A 15,476-nucleotide genomic window follows, 5' to 3' on the forward strand; every position below is an offset into this window, starting at 1 on the left:
AACCGCCTGAGCCGTCGGCTGCTGGGCCGGTGGCACCGGTTCGGCGGTGGGCGTCTGGGCCGGTGGCACCGCTTCGGCCGTCGGTTTCGGGGCCGGTGGCACCGGTTCGGCCGTCGGGGGTTGGCCCGGTGGAGCCGGCCGGGTCGTCGGTCCCTGGCCCGGTGGTTGCGGCCTGGGCGGACGCCGGGTCGGCGTGGCCGGTTCACGGGAGCGGGAGGTCGGGCCGGGCGAGAGCGACGGCGCCGGCGTCCGTCCTCCCGTGCTCGACGGCTCTGTCGCGAAGGTCCACGACGGCAGCGGGTTCAGCGTCGGAAGGGACAGATCGGTCGAGGCCGAAGGGGTGGGACCGGGACCGTCACCGTCCTGCGCGACCAACACCCACACCCCGATGCCGCCGAGGACGAGCACGGCGGCACCGCCTGCGACCCATGGGGCCCGCCGGGATGGGCGTCGGTGACGATTCATGGTCTTACTGTCCTACGCGTCCCGGCGGGGCGCCTGTCGCGTCGTCTGGAAGCCGTGCTTTCCACCTGCCTCCACCGTCCGTCCGGGTGACGCGCACGGGGGCGGTCGGCCTCCGACTGCCCCAGACCTCGAACGACGGCGCCGACGGCACCGGCGGCGAGTCGTCACCTTCCGTTCCGGGCCGCGGTCAGTTGTTGATCTCCCGGTTGAAGTCCTCGGTGCACGCGTCACGTTCGCTCTTCGTGTCGGCCTGCCGGACACAGTCGTCGAAGTTCTTGAACTCGTCCGAATCGAGGATCGACGCGCCGATCGCGATGATCACCACGGATCCGGCGACCCCCAGTGCGCCGAGCACCGCGCCGATGACCGACATCGTGCCGTGCGGTGCCCGGCCGCCCCGTGCCCTGCGCGCGCCGATGATGCCGAAGATCAGTGCCAGGATCCCCAGCACCACACCGCCGACGACGGTCCAGAACAGGACGACCGCCAGGACACCGAGAATCAGGGCGGCGACAGCCAGTCCGTTGTTCCGCCTCACACCCGTGTCCGGATGCGTCGGCACGGAGTCGGCTCGCGTCGGGGGGTGTTCCGGGAAGGACATGTCATCACACTCATCTCTGCGTCGGCTCGGGCCGGTTGTGGTACGGGCCGGTTGCCCCGATACCGGAGGCGAATGCCTCCGTGTCCGCCTGCCGGCACCCCCGGTACGACGTCACCGCCACCGGCGGCGCCATAATGGCCGGTTCGAAGCGCCTTGCGCTCCGCGTGTACTCAAGTGAGGTGAATGAGCGGTGTGGCCCCGGGTCGACGGCATGCGTGCGATGGAACTGGGCAGCCCGGGCGAGCTGAGGGCCCGGCTGAACTCCCTGGTCCTGGCCGGACGGAAGACGGCGACGACCGGTCTGCTGGCCGAGTACGCCGAGGAGACGGAGGGTCTCGAGTTCGTGGGCGAGCGGCTGGCGCTGCTGAGCGACGACGGCCGTTCCGTCGCCACTCTCGAGATCACCGGTGTCGAGCAGAAGTCCTTCGCCCAGGTCACATGGGACCACGCCCTCGCCGAAGGTGAGGGTGACACCTCGCTGGAGGAATGGCGCGCCGGTCACCGTCGGTTCTGGGAGCGTGAGGGCACCCCGGTCGACGACGACACCCCCCCTTGTGTGTCTCACCTTCCGCGCCGAGGCGACGGCCGGCGGATGAGCCCCGACACCTGAGCCGGGTGCGCGGTCGGACCGCGGCCCTCCCGGCGGGACCGCTGCCGTTCACGGCACGCTCTCCGCCACCCTCCGTACCGCCGCGACGCGGGGCGGATGCCGGGGCGGCCTCCCGTCGACGGGACCCTCACCCACGCCTGCCGTCCGGCTACCCCGCCTGGGCACCTCCCGGGCCCCCGGCCGGCGGGGACGCCGCGGCACTCCGCGCGGACCGTGGGCGGAGCAGCCCCGGCAGCGTCAGGGAGCCCGGCCCGAAGAAGACCAGGAGCAGGAAGCCCCAGCAGAACAGCGCTGGCGCCAGTCCGCCGTTCTGCAGGGGGAAGGCACCGTCCTTCTGGTGTTCGGTGAAGTAGGCGAAGGCCATGGCGCCCGAGCTGAGGAACGCCGCGCTGCGGGTCGCCACTCCGAGGAGAATGAGGGCACCGCATACGAGCTCGATGACACCGGCGTACCAGAACGGCCAGTCGCCCGTGGGGCCGGCCTGCCTGTCGAGTACACCGAAGAGCGTCGCGGCGCCCTCACTGGTGAACAGCAGGCCGAGGACGATGCGGAACAGCCCCAGTACGAGGGGCTGATGGCCGGCTAGCCGGTCACTCAGGGGGGTGGTGCTCATCGCTGCGTACTCCTTGCGCGATCGGTGCGACGCAAAATGGACCGCTCGGGCGAGCGGCCGTCCGCTCTTCTTTACGCGCGCGGTGCTCCACTGGTTCAGCCGACCCGCTCACCGTCCGGAACCGCGTGGCGGACGGGAGCGGGATGTCTGGACCACACCGCCTCCATGCCTCATTATGACGCTGTCATGACAGCCCCATCCGTGCGACGACGACGGGGAAGGTGACCGTGCGCGGCACCCTGGCCAAGTTGGTCCTCACCACTGTCCTCCTGCTGGCGCCCTTGACGCCCGGTCCCGCGGGGGCGGCACCCCGGGAGACCGCCCCCGGTACGGAAGTCGCCGCCGCGGACGACTGGACGGCGCCGCTCAGTACGCGGGGCCGCTGGATCGTCGACGCGGACGGCGACCGGTTCAGACTCCGGTCCGGCAACTGGCACGGTGCCAGCGGTACCTGGAACGGCACCGGCAGCGTGGACGAGGACGCCAGTCATCACGCGGGGGAGAACTCCCACCGGATCCCTCTCGGCCTCGACCGCGCCCCCATGACCGAGATCATCGCCGGTTTCCAGGAGATCGGGATCAACAGCGTCCGGCTGCCGTTCTCCAACGAGATGATCCACGACACCCGGTCCGTCACGGACGACGCCGTCGCCGCCAACCCCGGCCTCAGGAGGCGGACCCCGCTCCAGGTCTACGACGCCGTGGTACGCGCACTCACCGACGCCGGCCTCGCGGTGATCCTCAACAACTACACCAACACGACCTGTTGGTGTTGCGGAGTCGACGGCAACGAGCGCTGGAACGCGAGCCGGTCCACGGAGGCGTGGGAGAACGACTGGCTCTTCATGGCCGCCCGCTACCAGCAGAACAAGCGTGTCGTGGGCGCGGATCTCTACAACGAGGTCCGCCGCGACATCTGGGACGACCCCAACTGGGGCCTCGGTGACAACCACGACTGGTTCACCGCCGCCCAGCGCGTCGGCGACCGCATCCTGTCCGAGGCCGGCCCCGACCTCCTCATCATCGTCGAGGGCATCAACTGGACCGGCATCCCTGTCGACGGATTCGCGCACGGGCGGCCGACTCTGGAACCGGTGCGCGCGCTCTCGCACACCCTCGTCGACTCGGGCAAACTCGTGTACTCCGCCCACTTCTACGGCTACACCGGCCCGAACCACAGTGGCGCCACCGGAATCGGCGAGACCACCGACCCCCGCTACCAGGACCTTTCCCCCGGCGAACTGACCGCCGTGCTGAACCGCCAGGCGTTCTTCGTCACCGTCGAGCAGGACCGGCATTTCACCGCCCCCGTCTGGATCAGTGAGTTCGGTGTCGGCGGGCGGGAGGAGACGAGCGTCGCGGCTCGCGCCTGGTTCGAGAACTTCGTCGACCATCTGATCCGTACCGACGCCGACTTCGCGTACTGGCCGCTCGTCGGCTGGCACGAGAACCGCAGGGGCAACGGCTGGGCACTGCTGCACTGGGACTCCGCCGGCCGTCGCATGGGGATTTACGACGGTGACGACTGGCGGGCCGGGGCGTGGACCCGGCTCGTCCGGAGCGGCGGCCGCTCCGGACACGTCGCCCCCGTGGCCGACTGGTCGATGCTCAGCCCCGACCACAGCGACTTCGTCGCCTCCCGCCGTATGCGCGCGCTTCCCGACTGGGACTCCGGCGCACGCAAGGCGGCATGTCCCGACGGGCAGCGACTTCTCGGTCTCCGTCACACGGGCAACCGGGGACTGTGCTCCGACGTGACCACCGGGCACCTGTGGGACCCGGCCGGTCGGCACGAGGTGGTCAAGGACGAACGGCATGGCGCGCCGGGTGGTGACTGGGCAACCGGCTACACGAAACTGCAGTGCCCCGCTGGGCACTTCCTCACCGGTTACAGCGTGCGCGGTGCCGCCGTCTCGGCCGCCCTGTGCGCGAAGGCCGCACCCGGCGGGATCACCGGCACGAGCGGTCGCACGGTCTGGTTCGACCGGAGCGACAACCGGGGGACCCACCCCAGGGGCGGCGACTTCGCGAGAGGCCACTACAAGGGCCAGTGCGCGGACGACGAGTACGCCGCCGGAATCGCCTACACCGGCCGCGTCGGCTCCTCACGGACCCCGGACGCCCTGTACTGCCGCGACCTCGGCTGACCCGCGGCCTCGTGCCGGGCCTTCCGGACCTCACCCTCCTGGCTCATCGGACTCCCTTCGGCCCCCGCCACGACGGAGACGGACCGGGCGGCGGAACAGGCCCGGTCGGCCACTGGCCCCGCGTGCCCCGCACGCCTCGCACAGGTTCGCACAATGGGTCAAAATGGACGGAGGATGCGGCGGCCTCGTGGGAAGGCGCGGTGATGCACGACAACGGCGAGAGCGATGAGGGACCCGTCGAGGAGGGTGACACGTACGACGGTGAACTCGACGCCGAGGACACCGACGAGTACGCCGACGAGTACGCCGCCCCCGCGCCGTACGACCCGGGGGCGGAACCCGACGTCTTCCTCGACGTTCCCTCCCTGAAGGTCGACGAGATCGACCTGGACGTCGAGAACCTGCGGGCGCATGTCTCGCTGCAGGCCGAGGTCCTGGATCTGCTGAAGCTGAACGTGGGCGCAGATGTCGCGCTCGGCCGGGTGCACCTGGGAATCTCGGGCGTGGAGGCCCAGGCGCAGCTGAGAGTCCGCCTGGACAACGTCGCACTGATCATCAACCGGGTGCTCACCACGCTCGACCGCAACCCGGAGCTGCTGCGGGAGCTGGCGCGGGGGGTCGGGTCCGCCGTGCAGGACATCGGCGGCGGAGCCCGTGAGGCCGTGAGTGAGCTGGGCACGGGCGCCGGAACGGCCGTCCAGGACGTGGGCCGGGGCGCCGGGACCGCGGTGCGGGACGTGGGCCGGGGTGCGGGAACCGCGGTCCAGGACGTGGGCCGGGGCGTCGGCTCGGTGGCGGAGGACGTCGGCGGCGGAGCGGGCGAGGCCGTGCGGGACGTGGGCGGTGGCGCCGGACACGCGGTGGACGAGGTCGTCGATGAGGCGGGCCGGGCTGTCGGACGGGCCGGCGAGCAGGTGGGCGGCGCCACGGAAGGTGCGGTCGACCAGGTCTCGGGCGTGACCGACACGGCGGGACGAGCCGCGGCGGACCGCGCCGACGCCGTAACGGACGTCCCACCCGTGGCGGACGTCCCACCCTCCACGGACGTCCCATCCGCCACGGACAGCACCGTGAGCGGAACCGAGCAGCCCCGACGGCGCGCGCCGCGCAAGACCGCTGACCGTGACCGGAGCACCGCCCCCCGCGAGGGGAGCGGTACCCGGCCACGCCGAGTGCGCGCCGAGGACGGGAAGCTGCCGCCCCGCCGCCGGCGCGCCGCCGAGGAACGGGAGGAGCCGCCCTGAACAGCGACCGCGGGATCGCGGGACCCGGCGTGGGACATCTCGTTCGGGTCGGCGGTCCACTCCGAGCGGCTCCGTTTCACCGAGGAGCCGAGGACGTCCGTCCGCTTTCCCGGCGCCGGGAGGCGTGAGTCGACGAGCCGCAGCGACCGTACGCACCTTCCCGACAGGGTGACTCCCGGCCAGGAGTACCGCGATGTCACCGTCGCCTACCGCCTCGCCACACGGCTCACCGGGGAAGCCGAGGACGAACGGGGCGGGGACACCGGCGCGGACAGGTGACCGCACCGCCACAGCCACCCCCTCCGGCGGGCCGCCGCGCATGCCGAGGAAGCCTGCTCCCCGTCGGCCGACAGATCCGAGGACGTCATGAGTGACGGGAAGCACCGGGCGGGCCGAGAGGACTCGAACGGCCCGGGACCGGCGCCGGCCGGCCCGGCGTTCCGGCAGGACCTGCGCGGCGCGGTGACGCCGCGGGCGGTGATTCTCCTCCTCGGAGTGCTGATTCTCGAGATGGCGTTCGTCGTCTCGTTCATCGGCGCCTTCCACTCTCCCAGGCCCCGGAACCTCCCGCTGGCGGTCGTGGCGCCCGGGCAGGCGCAGGCGCGTCTGGTCGCCGAGCTGAACAGCCTGCCCGGCGAACCACTCGACGCCCGGGCGGCGGACAGCGCGAGCGAGGCGAGGGCCATGGTGCTCGACCGCCGTGTGGACGCCGCGTTGCTGGCGGGCCCCGGCGGGGGCCCGGACAGGCTGCTGGTGGCCACCGCCGGCGGGCCGGCCGCGGTGCAGTCGTTGCAGGCGGTCTTCGCGAAGACCGGCGGCGGCAGCGTCGTGGTCGACGACCTCCGGCCGCCCAGCCCTTCGGACGGCCGGGGGCTGGCCGGCTTCTATCTGGTACTGGGTGTCGTCGTCGGCGGGTATCTGGCCTCCGCCGCACTCTCCGCCTCCTACGGAGCACGCCCCGCCAGCCCGAACCGCACCTCCGTCCGACTCCTGGCACTGGCCGCGTTGTCGGTCGTCTCGGGCCTCGGCGGGGCGGTCGTCGTCGACCCGGTGTTCCACGCCCTGCCGGGACACTTCGGAGCCCTGTGGGGCATCGCGACCCTCATCACCTTCGCCGCGGCCGCCGCGGGGATGGCCTTCCAAGTGCTCCTCGGCACACCCGGAATCGCCTTGTCGGTACTGCTCTTCGTCGTTCTCGGCAACCCGAGCGCGGGGGGCGTGTATCCTACGACGCTCCTTCCCCCGTTCTGGGCGGCCATCGGGCAGGCGCTGCCGAACGGCGCCGGAGTGACCCTCGTACGCAATTACTCGTACTTCGGCGGCCACCAGACATCCACCGCCTGGTGGGTCCTCTCGGCGTGGGCCGCGGGCGGCGTCCTGATCAGCTGGCCGGCGTCTCTGCGGAGGCGTCCCGCAGCGGGCTGAGCAGCCGCGGAGAGTGCCGTGCGCGGATCTCCGGCCTCCGGGATTCCCCTCACCGGGGCGCCGGCACTTTGTCTCACGCGTGGAAGAAGATGAGGGATCGGACGCGAAAGGGGTTACGCGTTCGCGCGAGTCCCGCTAACTTCCTTGAAATGAACCGGTCATGAGCCCATTCGGGTGAAGGCACCGGTGCCCGACGGCGCGACGGCGCGCGCCCGGACTTTCACGGCAGGCCCCCGGGCCGCCGCAACCCCCATAGTCCTGGAGACGCTGTGCGCACGAGACCCCTCGGACACAGACGTGTCCGCACGCTGCTGACAGCCATGGCCTGCGCGTTGGGCCTGGCACTGCCCATGGGCCCCGCCGCCGCTGCCCCCGCACCCGCCCCGGCCGGACCGGGCGGCGCCCGGGCAGCGGCGGCCGAGGACTTCCAACAGGTCACCCTCGCCAAGGGCGTCGCCGAAATGGGCGAACCCATGACACTGGCCGTCCTGCCGGACCGCTCGGTGCTCCACACCTCGCGCGACGGCACACTGCGACGCACCGACGCCGCCGGCACCACCACCGTGGCGGGCACACTGGACGTCTACAGCCACGACGAGGAAGGCCTGCAGGGCGTCGCCGTCGACCCCGCCTTCTCCGCCAACCGCTTCGTCTACCTCTACTACGCCCCCCCGGTCGACCACCCCGGCCGGTGACGCCCCGAGCGACGGAACGGCATCGGACTTCACCCCGTTCGACGGCGTCAACCGGCTCTCCCGGTTCGTCCTGAGGGCGGACGGAACCCTGGACCCCGGCAGCGAGAGGAAGATCCTCGGCGTGCCAGCCTCCCGCGGCCTGTGCTGCCACGTCGGCGGCGACATCGACTTCGACGCGGCAGGCAACCTCTACCTCTCGACGGGCGACGACACCAACCCCTTCGCCTCGGACGGATACACCCCCATCGACGAGCGCGCCTCGCGCAACCCCGCCTACGACGCCCAGCGTTCCGCGGGCAACACCAACGACCTGCGCGGCAAGGTCCTGCGCATCAAGGTGAACCCCGACGCGACGTACAGCATCCCGGCGGGCAACCTCTTCGCACCCGGCACCGCCAGGACCCGGCCCGAGATCTACGCCATGGGATTCCGCAACCCCTTCCGGATGAGCGTGGACAAGGCCACGGGCACCGTCCACGTCGGTGACTACGGCCCCGACGCGGGCACCGCCAACGCCTCCCGCGGACCCGCCGGGCAGGTCGAGTTCAACCGGATCACGAAGGCCGGCAACTTCGGCTGGCCGTACTGCACCGGCGAGAACGACGCCTACGTCGACCACGACTTCGCCGGCGGCACCGCGGGCGCGGCCTTCAACTGCGGCGCCCCGAGGAACACTTCGCCGCGCAACACCGGCCTGACCGAACTGCCGCCCGCCCAGCCCGCCTGGATTCCCTACGACGGCGGTTCGGTCCCCGAGTTCGGCAACGGCTCCGAGTCCCCCATGGGCGGGCCCGTCTACCGCTACGACGCGGGCTCCACCTCCGAGGTGAAGTTCCCGGCCGAGTACGACGGCGACTTCTTCGCCGGGGAGTTCGGCCGCCGCTGGATCAAGCGGATCGAGACCGGCGGCGGAACCGTGCAGTCCATCAACCCCTTCTCCTGGAGCGGCACCCAGGTGATGGACATGGCCTTCGGCCCGGACGGCGCGCTCCACGTCCTCGACTACGGCACCGGCTACTTCAACGGCGACGCCAACTCGGCCCTGTACCGCATCGAGCACGTGACCGGCGGACGCGCCCCGGTGGCCCAGGCGAAAGCCAGTACCACCTCGGGCGGGGCGCCCCTCACCGTCGCCTTCTCCTCCGCCGGCACCTCCGACCCGGACGGCGACGCGCTGACCTACGCGTGGGCGTTCGGTGACGGCGCCACCTCCACGGCCGCCGACCCGTCCCACACCTACACCGCCGACGGCCGGTACACCGCGACACTCGAGGTCACCGACGCCACCGGCAAGTCCGCCACGGCCTGCGTACAGATCACCGTCGGCAACACCGCCCCGACCGTACGGCTCGACACCCCCGCCGACGGACGCATCTACGACTTCGGCTCCGCCATCCCGTTCAAGGTGACCGTCACCGACCCGGAGGACGGCACGATCGACTGCACCAGGGTGAAGGTCACCTTCATCATCGGACACGACAGCCACGGACACCCGCAGACCTCCGCCACCGGCTGCACCGGCACCCTGCAGACCCTGGCGGACGGCGAACACGACCCCAACGCCAACATCTTCGGCGTCATCGACGCCGAGTACACCGACAAGGGCGCGAACGGACAGCCCGCGCTCACCGCTCACGACCAGCACATCACCCAGCCCAGCCACCGCCAGGCCGAGCACTACGGTGACTCCGCGGGCGTCGCGGTCATCAGCCACACGCCCGCGCACGGCGGCAGGACGGTCGGCGACATACACAACGGCGACTGGATCTCCTTCACGCCCTACAGCCTCGACAACGTCACCGGCTTCACCGCCCGGGTCTCCTCGGGCGGCAGCGGCGGCACGCTCGAGGTCCGCGCGGGCTCCCCGGCCGGCACCCAGCTCGGCACCGCCACCGTGCCGGTCACCGGCGGCTGGGAGACCTTCCAGGACGTCACCGCCCCCCTGACCGACCGGCCGGCCGGATCCACCACCCTCCACCTCGTCTTCAAGGGCGGCAGCGCCGCCCTGTTCGACGTCGACGAGTTCTCCTTCACCACCTCCACCGGAACCGGCCCCCGTACGGGTGAGGTGAGGGGGGTGAACGGCAAGTGTCTGGACGTGGACAACGCGGGGACGGCGGACGGTACGGAGGTGCAGATCTGGACGTGCAACGCGTCGGCGGCGCAGCGCTGGACGGTGGCCGGTGACGGCACGCTGAGGGCGTTGGGCAAGTGTCTGGACGTCTCCGGTGGCGGGAGTGCGGACGGTACGCGGGTGCAGTTGTGGACGTGCAACGGTACGGGTGCGCAGACGTGGGCGGCCCAGCCGGACGGTACGGTCCGCAATCCGCAGTCGGGCAAGTGCCTGGACGCCTCGGGCGGTACCTGGAACGACGGGACGCCGGTCCACCTGTGGACCTGCCACACCGCACCCAACCAGAAATGGACCCTGCCTTGACGGCTGACGGTCGCGGGTCACCCCGGTGGTGCGTCGGAACACCGACGCACCACCGGGGCCGGGGCCCGTCACAGGCCCCTGCCCCGGTCCGCCGGCGATCTCCGCCGCCGCCCGAGCTGCCCTGCGCGTCGCGATCCGGTTAGGGTGGATTCATCACCTCGGGCCGACGCCCGCCGACGCCCTCCCGCCAGGACTCCCACCCCGTCTCGCCACTCCCTCAGCGCCGCGGCTCGGCCCGCCTTCGCAGGGAGAGAACATGAGCACTCAGTTCGAGATCGTCATCGACATCGACCGGCCCATCGAGGACGTCTTCGCCTACCTTGCCGACGGTCGCCACGACCCGGAGTTCAGCCCCCGGGTGCTGGAGATCGAGAAGAGCCCCGACGGCGCCACGCAGGTGGGCACCGTCTTCCACAGCACGGTCAAGGACGTCGGCATGCGCTCGCGGCGGGACTTCGAGATCAGGGAGCTGGCCGCCCCGCACCGCATTCGCTGGCACGAGGTCTCCCACAACTCCGTCACCGCCGACGAAGGCGGCTACGACCTCGAACCCACGGCGGACGGCGGCACCCGGGTACGTCTCTTCAACGTCCTCGAGGGGCACGGTCTGGGCAAGGTGCTGCTCCCGCTCGCGGGCAGCGCGGCACGCAAGGACGCCCCGGCTTTCGGCCGGCGCATCAAGATCGCCGTAGAGGCCTCGGCCTGACCGGACCCGGCACCCGGGGGGACGGGATCACACGCGTGTCGGCAGGAGAACGGGGAACGAGTTACCGCACGAACCAGCCGGTAGGCGCCCCCTATCCCGTCAGGAGACCTTCATGATGGTCGTCGGTATCATCGCTGTCTGCGTGGTCATCGCTGTCCTCGCCTTCCTCCTCCCGCGCTTCTCGCGGCACCCCCAGAACGGAGCACAACGCACCCTGGGCTTCGGCTCCCGGGCCGGGTCCAAGGCCCCGGGCCCGCTCGGGCGCCTGTTCAGCAAGCCCTTCAGGTCGAGTTCGCGCGCGGTCAACCGCAGTGGCTCCGCGGGCCGGCGGGCGCGCGGGAAGCTGCCGTTCTGACCGGTGAGGCGGGTGCGCCACCACCACCGTCACCGTCACGGGCACCTGCCCACGGCATCGGGTCCGGCAACCCGGCGCCTCTGCCCCGGCCGCATCGATGACATCTGTCCGATACGACAAATCCAGTCGCCCGTCGCGGAGTTCGCCGCATCCGTCGTGACCCGCCCACCACGCGCCTTCCCATGTCAGCGACCGGACCGGCCGTGGGGCCGCGCGTGGTGGGGCAGGCTGTACCGCCGAACGGCGTGCCGGCCCCATCGTGCGGGGGCAGGGCTCCTTTCTGCCGTTGGTGAACACACCGGAGCGACCGTGTGCCCCCAACTCCAAGGAGCCGGACGATGAAGACGACGGTACGGGCCGAAGAGCTGGACGAGGTCTGGGCAGGGGCGAGATACGGGCTGGGCCTGCTGCGGATCGACCTCACTGCGGCGGCAGCTACTACAGCCACCCCGGGGACATAGCCGGCTACATGACCCGCAGCGGTTTCAGCGAGGACGGCCGCCACGTGGTCGTCGTCGAGGCGACCGGCGACGGCTCCGCCCCCGAGCTCGGCACCATGCGGGCCGTGAACGACCTGATCGACCGGCAACTGTGCGCCGTCGAGGGCCGGTAGTGCCCCGGCGTCCGGAGTGGCCGGTCCGGTGACCCCGGCCCGGCCACGCCGGGCGGCCCGTGGCGGCCGCCACCGCGCGCGGCACCGTTCACCGTCCCGGTGAGGACCCCGCGCGTGGACCGGACCGGGAAGCCGGTCAGGACGACGCGGCGAAACGTGCTAACGGGCTTCCACGAACACGGGGTTGGAGTAGAACCACAGGTCGTCCCAAGGGCTTTCCAGGCCGTCGGCGAGCGGTTCCACCTCATCGGTGCTCGTCCCGCGCACCCGCACGTAGAGATCCGTCCCGGCGTCGCGCAACGTGTACCTGATGACGTGGTCGGGGCCCTGCCGGCGCCAGTCGCCCGGGCCGAACCGCGCCACCACCTTCGTGGTGGGGTTGGTGTCGGAGTCGAGGCCGGGGGCCGGCCCCGTGACGTGCCCGACGATCAGGTCGACGCGGCGCACTTCGGGACGTTCGCCACCCGCGTTCGCGCCGGCGGCCGGGCGGAACCTGATCTCGATGTCCACCTGATCGCGGTCGCGGCTGCCGAGGCGGAGGGTCCCGCCCATGGCCGCACCGCCGTGCCGGCCGGTGACGGTGAGGTCGAGACCGGTGATCAGGTCCCCCGTTCCCACCCAGACCCGGCCGTTGCGGAGCCCGTCCATGATGTCGGCGTAGTCGTGCCGGGCATGCACATGGGTCTTGCTGTACTCACCTGGCCAGAAGTCGTAGCCGCCACGGGTCCAGTGCACATGCGAGTCCGACGTCGCGGTGATCCACCAGCGGCGGCCCTCGCCCAGCAGGGAGTCCCACAGACCGCCGACCCGGGCGGTCATCTGGTCGAATCCGCCGTACGTGGGGTGCCTGCTGTAGCCGCCGCGCGCACGTCCGGTGAGCGGACCGGCCTGGTGCCCGGGTGCTCCTTCGAAGCCCACGTAGACGTCCGGGGCGGCATTGTTGCCGTTCCGGAACTCGTGCGGGGTGTCCTGGCCGTAGACACCGAGGCCGGTGGCCGTGCGTGACGTGTGGTGGGCGATGACCAGCGGCTTGTGCCGCATGTCCTTGGCGGTTCTCAGGAACTCGACCATCCTGGCCTCGGTGTTGCGGCCGGGGTCGGTGGGAAAGGCGTCGTACTTGGCGAAGCGGCTCTCGAGTTCGAACAGTTGCCGGGCCTCGTCCGCGTGGTGAGGGATCATCAGTGTGTGGTGGTCCAGAGCCGGCGCGTCGAACTCCATGCCCCAGAACTGGAGGACCTCGGGCACCAGTACGCGCGAGCGGAGCAGCTCCGGATAGGCCAGCTCCAGGTTCACCTTCGAGTGCGTGGGACCGCCGTGGTCGGTGCACATGGCCCAGGTGAGACCGAAGTGCTTGGCCATGATCGCGTTGGTGACGATCGGATACACCCCGTCCTCGCCCTTGTGGAAGGTGGGCGGGCTGGCGGACGTGTCGAACTCGCCGCTGTACTCGGAGTGCACGTGATGGTCACCGGCGTGCCACGCCCGCCCGCGGGAGCCGCCGGAAGCACGGTGGTCACCGGCCGCCGCCGACGTGACCGCCGCCCCCGCCAGTGAACTCGCGGCGACGAACGTCGCCCCCACACCGGCGAACTTGACCAACTGGCGTCTGGACACAGCCGGGGGATTGCCGTCCTGGACGTTGTTGTCCTTCACCCCTCATCCCCTTCGTTCGCACGGGTGACGCATGCTGGGGCGGCCGAGTCTCGAGCCGTTCGCTGAACACGGTGTGAACACCGGCCGCCGGACCGGGAGAACAGAGCCGGCAGAGTCCGGACCACGGCCGGTCCCGGGGACGGCGGAACGCCCGATGCCATCCGGTGAACGGCCGGCGGTCGTCCGCCCGCGGGGGTCTTGCCGCGCTACGGACGCACCCTAGCGTCGCCTGCGTGTCCGGCGCCGCACGACGATCCGGCCATTCCCGCCGCGGCACCCGACCGCGCCTCAGGCCGGTTGCCGGAGCCGGTCGAGTGCCGAGGGGGTGAGGATCCGGTCGGGGTGTCCCCGTCCCGCCAGCCGCCCCTCGCGGAGCAGGATGCAGGTGTCGGCCGACCGGGCGGCGTCCAGATCGTGTGTGGCGTGAACGACGGTCAAACCGTCGGCGGCCAGATCCGTCAGCAGTGTCGCCGTGCGTTCCCGGGCCTCGGGGTCCAGTCCGGTGGTCGGCTCGTCCAGCAGCAGGAGGTCCGACTCCTGGGCGAGCCCTTGCGCCGTCAGGGCGCGCTGCCGTTGTCCGCCGGAGAGTTCCCCCAGTTGCCGCGTGGCCAGGTCGGCGATGCCCAGACGGTCCATGGCCGTGGCCACGGCGGCGTGGTCGCGGCTCGTCAGCCGGCGCCACGCTCCGCGGTCGCTCCATCGCCCCATCTGCACCGTCTGCCGGACCGTCAGCGGCAGCAGGCCGCCGACCGCGGTGCGCTGGGGGACGAACGCCGGCGGCCGGCCGCCGGCGCGATACAGCTCGCCCGCAGTGGGCCGGATCACACCGGCCAGCACGCCGAGCAGCGTGGACTTCCCGCTGCCGTTCGGTCCGACGAGCGCCGTGATCGCCAACGCCGGTATGCCGACGTCGAGTTGATGGAGGACCGGTCGGCCGGCGTAGCCCGCGGACAGCCCGGCGACACGGATGCGGAACGTCGCGTCCTGGGGGGCGGGGGACGAGGAGGCGGTTTTATTGAACATGATTGTCATTGTAGTGTGTGCCGCCATGGAGTGGTTGACAGGCCCTTTCGAGGTGACTTTCGTGCAACGAGCCCTGTGGGGCGGGATGTTGGTGTCGGCGATCTGCGCCCTGGCGGGAACATGGGTGGTGCTCAGGGGGATGGCCTTCCTCGGCGACGCCATGTCCCACGGGCTGCTGCCCGGGGTCGCGCTGGCCGCACTGCTCGGCGGCAACCTGCTGGTGGGGGCGTTGCTGAGCGCGGCCGTCATGACCGCCGGCGTCACCGTCCTCGGCCGTGCCCCGAGGCTGTCCCAGGACACCGGCATCGGCCTGCTCTTCGTGGGGATGCTCTCGCTCGGCGTCATCATCGTGTCGCGCTCGCAGTCCTTCGCGGTCGATCTGACCGGCTTCCTGTTCGGTGACGTACTGGCGGTCCGCGAACAGGACCTGATGCTGCTGGGTGCGGCTCTGGTGACGGCCCTCGTCGTCTCGGTCCTCGGCCATCGCGCCTTCCTGGCCCTGGCGTTCGACGCGCGCAAGGCACGGACTCTGGGCCTGCGCCCCCGCCTGGCCCACGCCCTGCTGCTCGGGCTGCTGGCGCTGGCCATCGTGGCGTCGTTCCACATCGTGGGGACGCTGCTGGTACTGGGGCTGCTGATCGCCCCGCCGGCGGCCGCGCTGCCGTGGGCGCGGAGCGTGCGGGGCGTCATGGCGCTGGCCGCGCTGCTCGGCATGACCGCCACGTTCTTCGGGCTGCTGCTCTCCTGGCATCTGAGCACCGCCGCCGGAGCGACCGTCTCGGCCCTGGCCGTGACCCTGTTCTTCCTCTCCCGCCTGGCATCCGCCATCCGCCACCGCCACGCACGCCCGGCCGGCTTCCGTCCGGCGGTCACCGACTGAGAAGGACCT

General features: G+C 71.5%; 13 protein-coding genes and 1 pseudogene. 10 read left to right on the forward strand and 4 right to left on the reverse strand.

Annotation, left to right across the window (positions count from 1 at the left end; all coding sequences use genetic code 11):
• Positions 1 to 652: 652 nt before the first annotated feature.
• Positions 653 to 1,003: a DUF4190 domain-containing protein gene (locus tag B9S61_RS02555; RefSeq protein ID WP_258039516.1), complete on the reverse strand. Its 351-nt coding sequence runs from the start codon at positions 1,001 to 1,003 to the stop codon at positions 653 to 655.
• A 253-nt stretch (positions 1,004 to 1,256) separates the two neighbouring features.
• Between B9S61_RS02555 and B9S61_RS02560 the strand changes: the two genes are divergently transcribed.
• Positions 1,257 to 1,676, forward strand: coding sequence for an ASCH domain-containing protein (locus B9S61_RS02560; protein ID WP_258039517.1), 420 nt, complete (start codon positions 1,257 to 1,259; stop codon positions 1,674 to 1,676).
• 148 nt (positions 1,677 to 1,824) lie between these two features.
• Here B9S61_RS02560 and B9S61_RS02565 read toward each other — a convergent pair whose 3' ends face one another.
• Positions 1,825 to 2,289 carry a DoxX family protein gene (locus B9S61_RS02565; protein WP_103540722.1) on the reverse strand — a complete coding sequence of 155 codons (465 nt, stop codon included), beginning with the start codon at positions 2,287 to 2,289 and terminating at the stop codon, positions 1,825 to 1,827.
• 221 nt (positions 2,290 to 2,510) lie between these two features.
• Here B9S61_RS02565 and B9S61_RS02570 point away from each other — a divergent pair, with 221 nt between their 5' ends.
• From B9S61_RS02570 to B9S61_RS42010, 8 genes and pseudogenes are all read left to right on the forward strand, one after another.
• On the forward strand, positions 2,511 to 4,436 hold the full coding sequence (locus B9S61_RS02570; RefSeq protein ID WP_374936171.1) for a glycoside hydrolase family 5 protein: 1,926 nt from the start codon (positions 2,511 to 2,513) through the stop codon (positions 4,434 to 4,436).
• A gap of 203 nt (positions 4,437 to 4,639) precedes the next feature.
• The gene (locus B9S61_RS02575) at positions 4,640 to 5,680 is read left to right on the forward strand and encodes a hypothetical protein (protein WP_103540723.1); all 1,041 of its coding nucleotides are present in this window, start codon (positions 4,640 to 4,642) and stop codon (positions 5,678 to 5,680) included.
• A 366-nt stretch (positions 5,681 to 6,046) separates the two neighbouring features.
• Positions 6,047 to 7,105, forward strand: coding sequence for an ABC transporter permease (locus B9S61_RS02585; RefSeq protein ID WP_103540725.1), 1,059 nt, complete (start codon positions 6,047 to 6,049; stop codon positions 7,103 to 7,105).
• A gap of 320 nt (positions 7,106 to 7,425) precedes the next feature.
• Positions 7,426 to 10,237: pseudogene (locus B9S61_RS02590) on the forward strand (lectin).
• Between the two features lie 256 nt (positions 10,238 to 10,493).
• Positions 10,494 to 10,943: an SRPBCC family protein gene (locus tag B9S61_RS02595; protein ID WP_103540726.1), complete on the forward strand. Its 450-nt coding sequence runs from the start codon at positions 10,494 to 10,496 to the stop codon at positions 10,941 to 10,943.
• Positions 10,944 to 11,055: 112 nt separating this feature from the next.
• Entirely contained in the window at positions 11,056 to 11,298 is a 243-nt protein-coding gene (locus B9S61_RS02600; protein ID WP_103540727.1) for a DUF6411 family protein, read from the forward strand.
• 338 nt (positions 11,299 to 11,636) lie between these two features.
• Positions 11,637 to 11,759, forward strand: a complete 123-nt coding sequence (locus B9S61_RS42005) for a hypothetical protein (RefSeq protein ID WP_258039518.1) — start codon at positions 11,637 to 11,639, stop codon at positions 11,757 to 11,759.
• A gap of 8 nt (positions 11,760 to 11,767) precedes the next feature.
• The gene (locus tag B9S61_RS42010) at positions 11,768 to 11,911 is read left to right on the forward strand and encodes a hypothetical protein (protein WP_258039519.1); all 144 of its coding nucleotides are present in this window, start codon (positions 11,768 to 11,770) and stop codon (positions 11,909 to 11,911) included.
• 159 nt (positions 11,912 to 12,070) lie between these two features.
• On the opposite strand, the gene B9S61_RS02610 is transcribed toward B9S61_RS42010, so the two are convergent.
• Positions 12,071 to 13,564, reverse strand: coding sequence for a phosphoesterase (locus B9S61_RS02610; protein ID WP_103540728.1), 1,494 nt, complete (start codon positions 13,562 to 13,564; stop codon positions 12,071 to 12,073).
• 288 nt (positions 13,565 to 13,852) lie between these two features.
• Positions 13,853 to 14,596 carry a zinc ABC transporter ATP-binding protein AztA gene (aztA, locus tag B9S61_RS02615; protein ID WP_103540729.1) on the reverse strand — a complete coding sequence of 248 codons (744 nt, stop codon included), beginning with the start codon at positions 14,594 to 14,596 and terminating at the stop codon, positions 13,853 to 13,855.
• 16 nt (positions 14,597 to 14,612) lie between these two features.
• Here aztA and aztB point away from each other — a divergent pair, with 16 nt between their 5' ends.
• Positions 14,613 to 15,467, forward strand: a complete 855-nt coding sequence (aztB, locus tag B9S61_RS02620; protein WP_103540730.1) for a zinc ABC transporter permease AztB — start codon at positions 14,613 to 14,615, stop codon at positions 15,465 to 15,467.
• Positions 15,468 to 15,476 lie beyond the last annotated feature (9 nt).

The organism is Streptomyces sp. SM1, from assembly GCF_002910825.1.
In the GTDB taxonomy this organism is placed as follows: Bacteria; Actinomycetota; Actinomycetes; order Streptomycetales; family Streptomycetaceae; genus Streptomyces; species Streptomyces okerensis.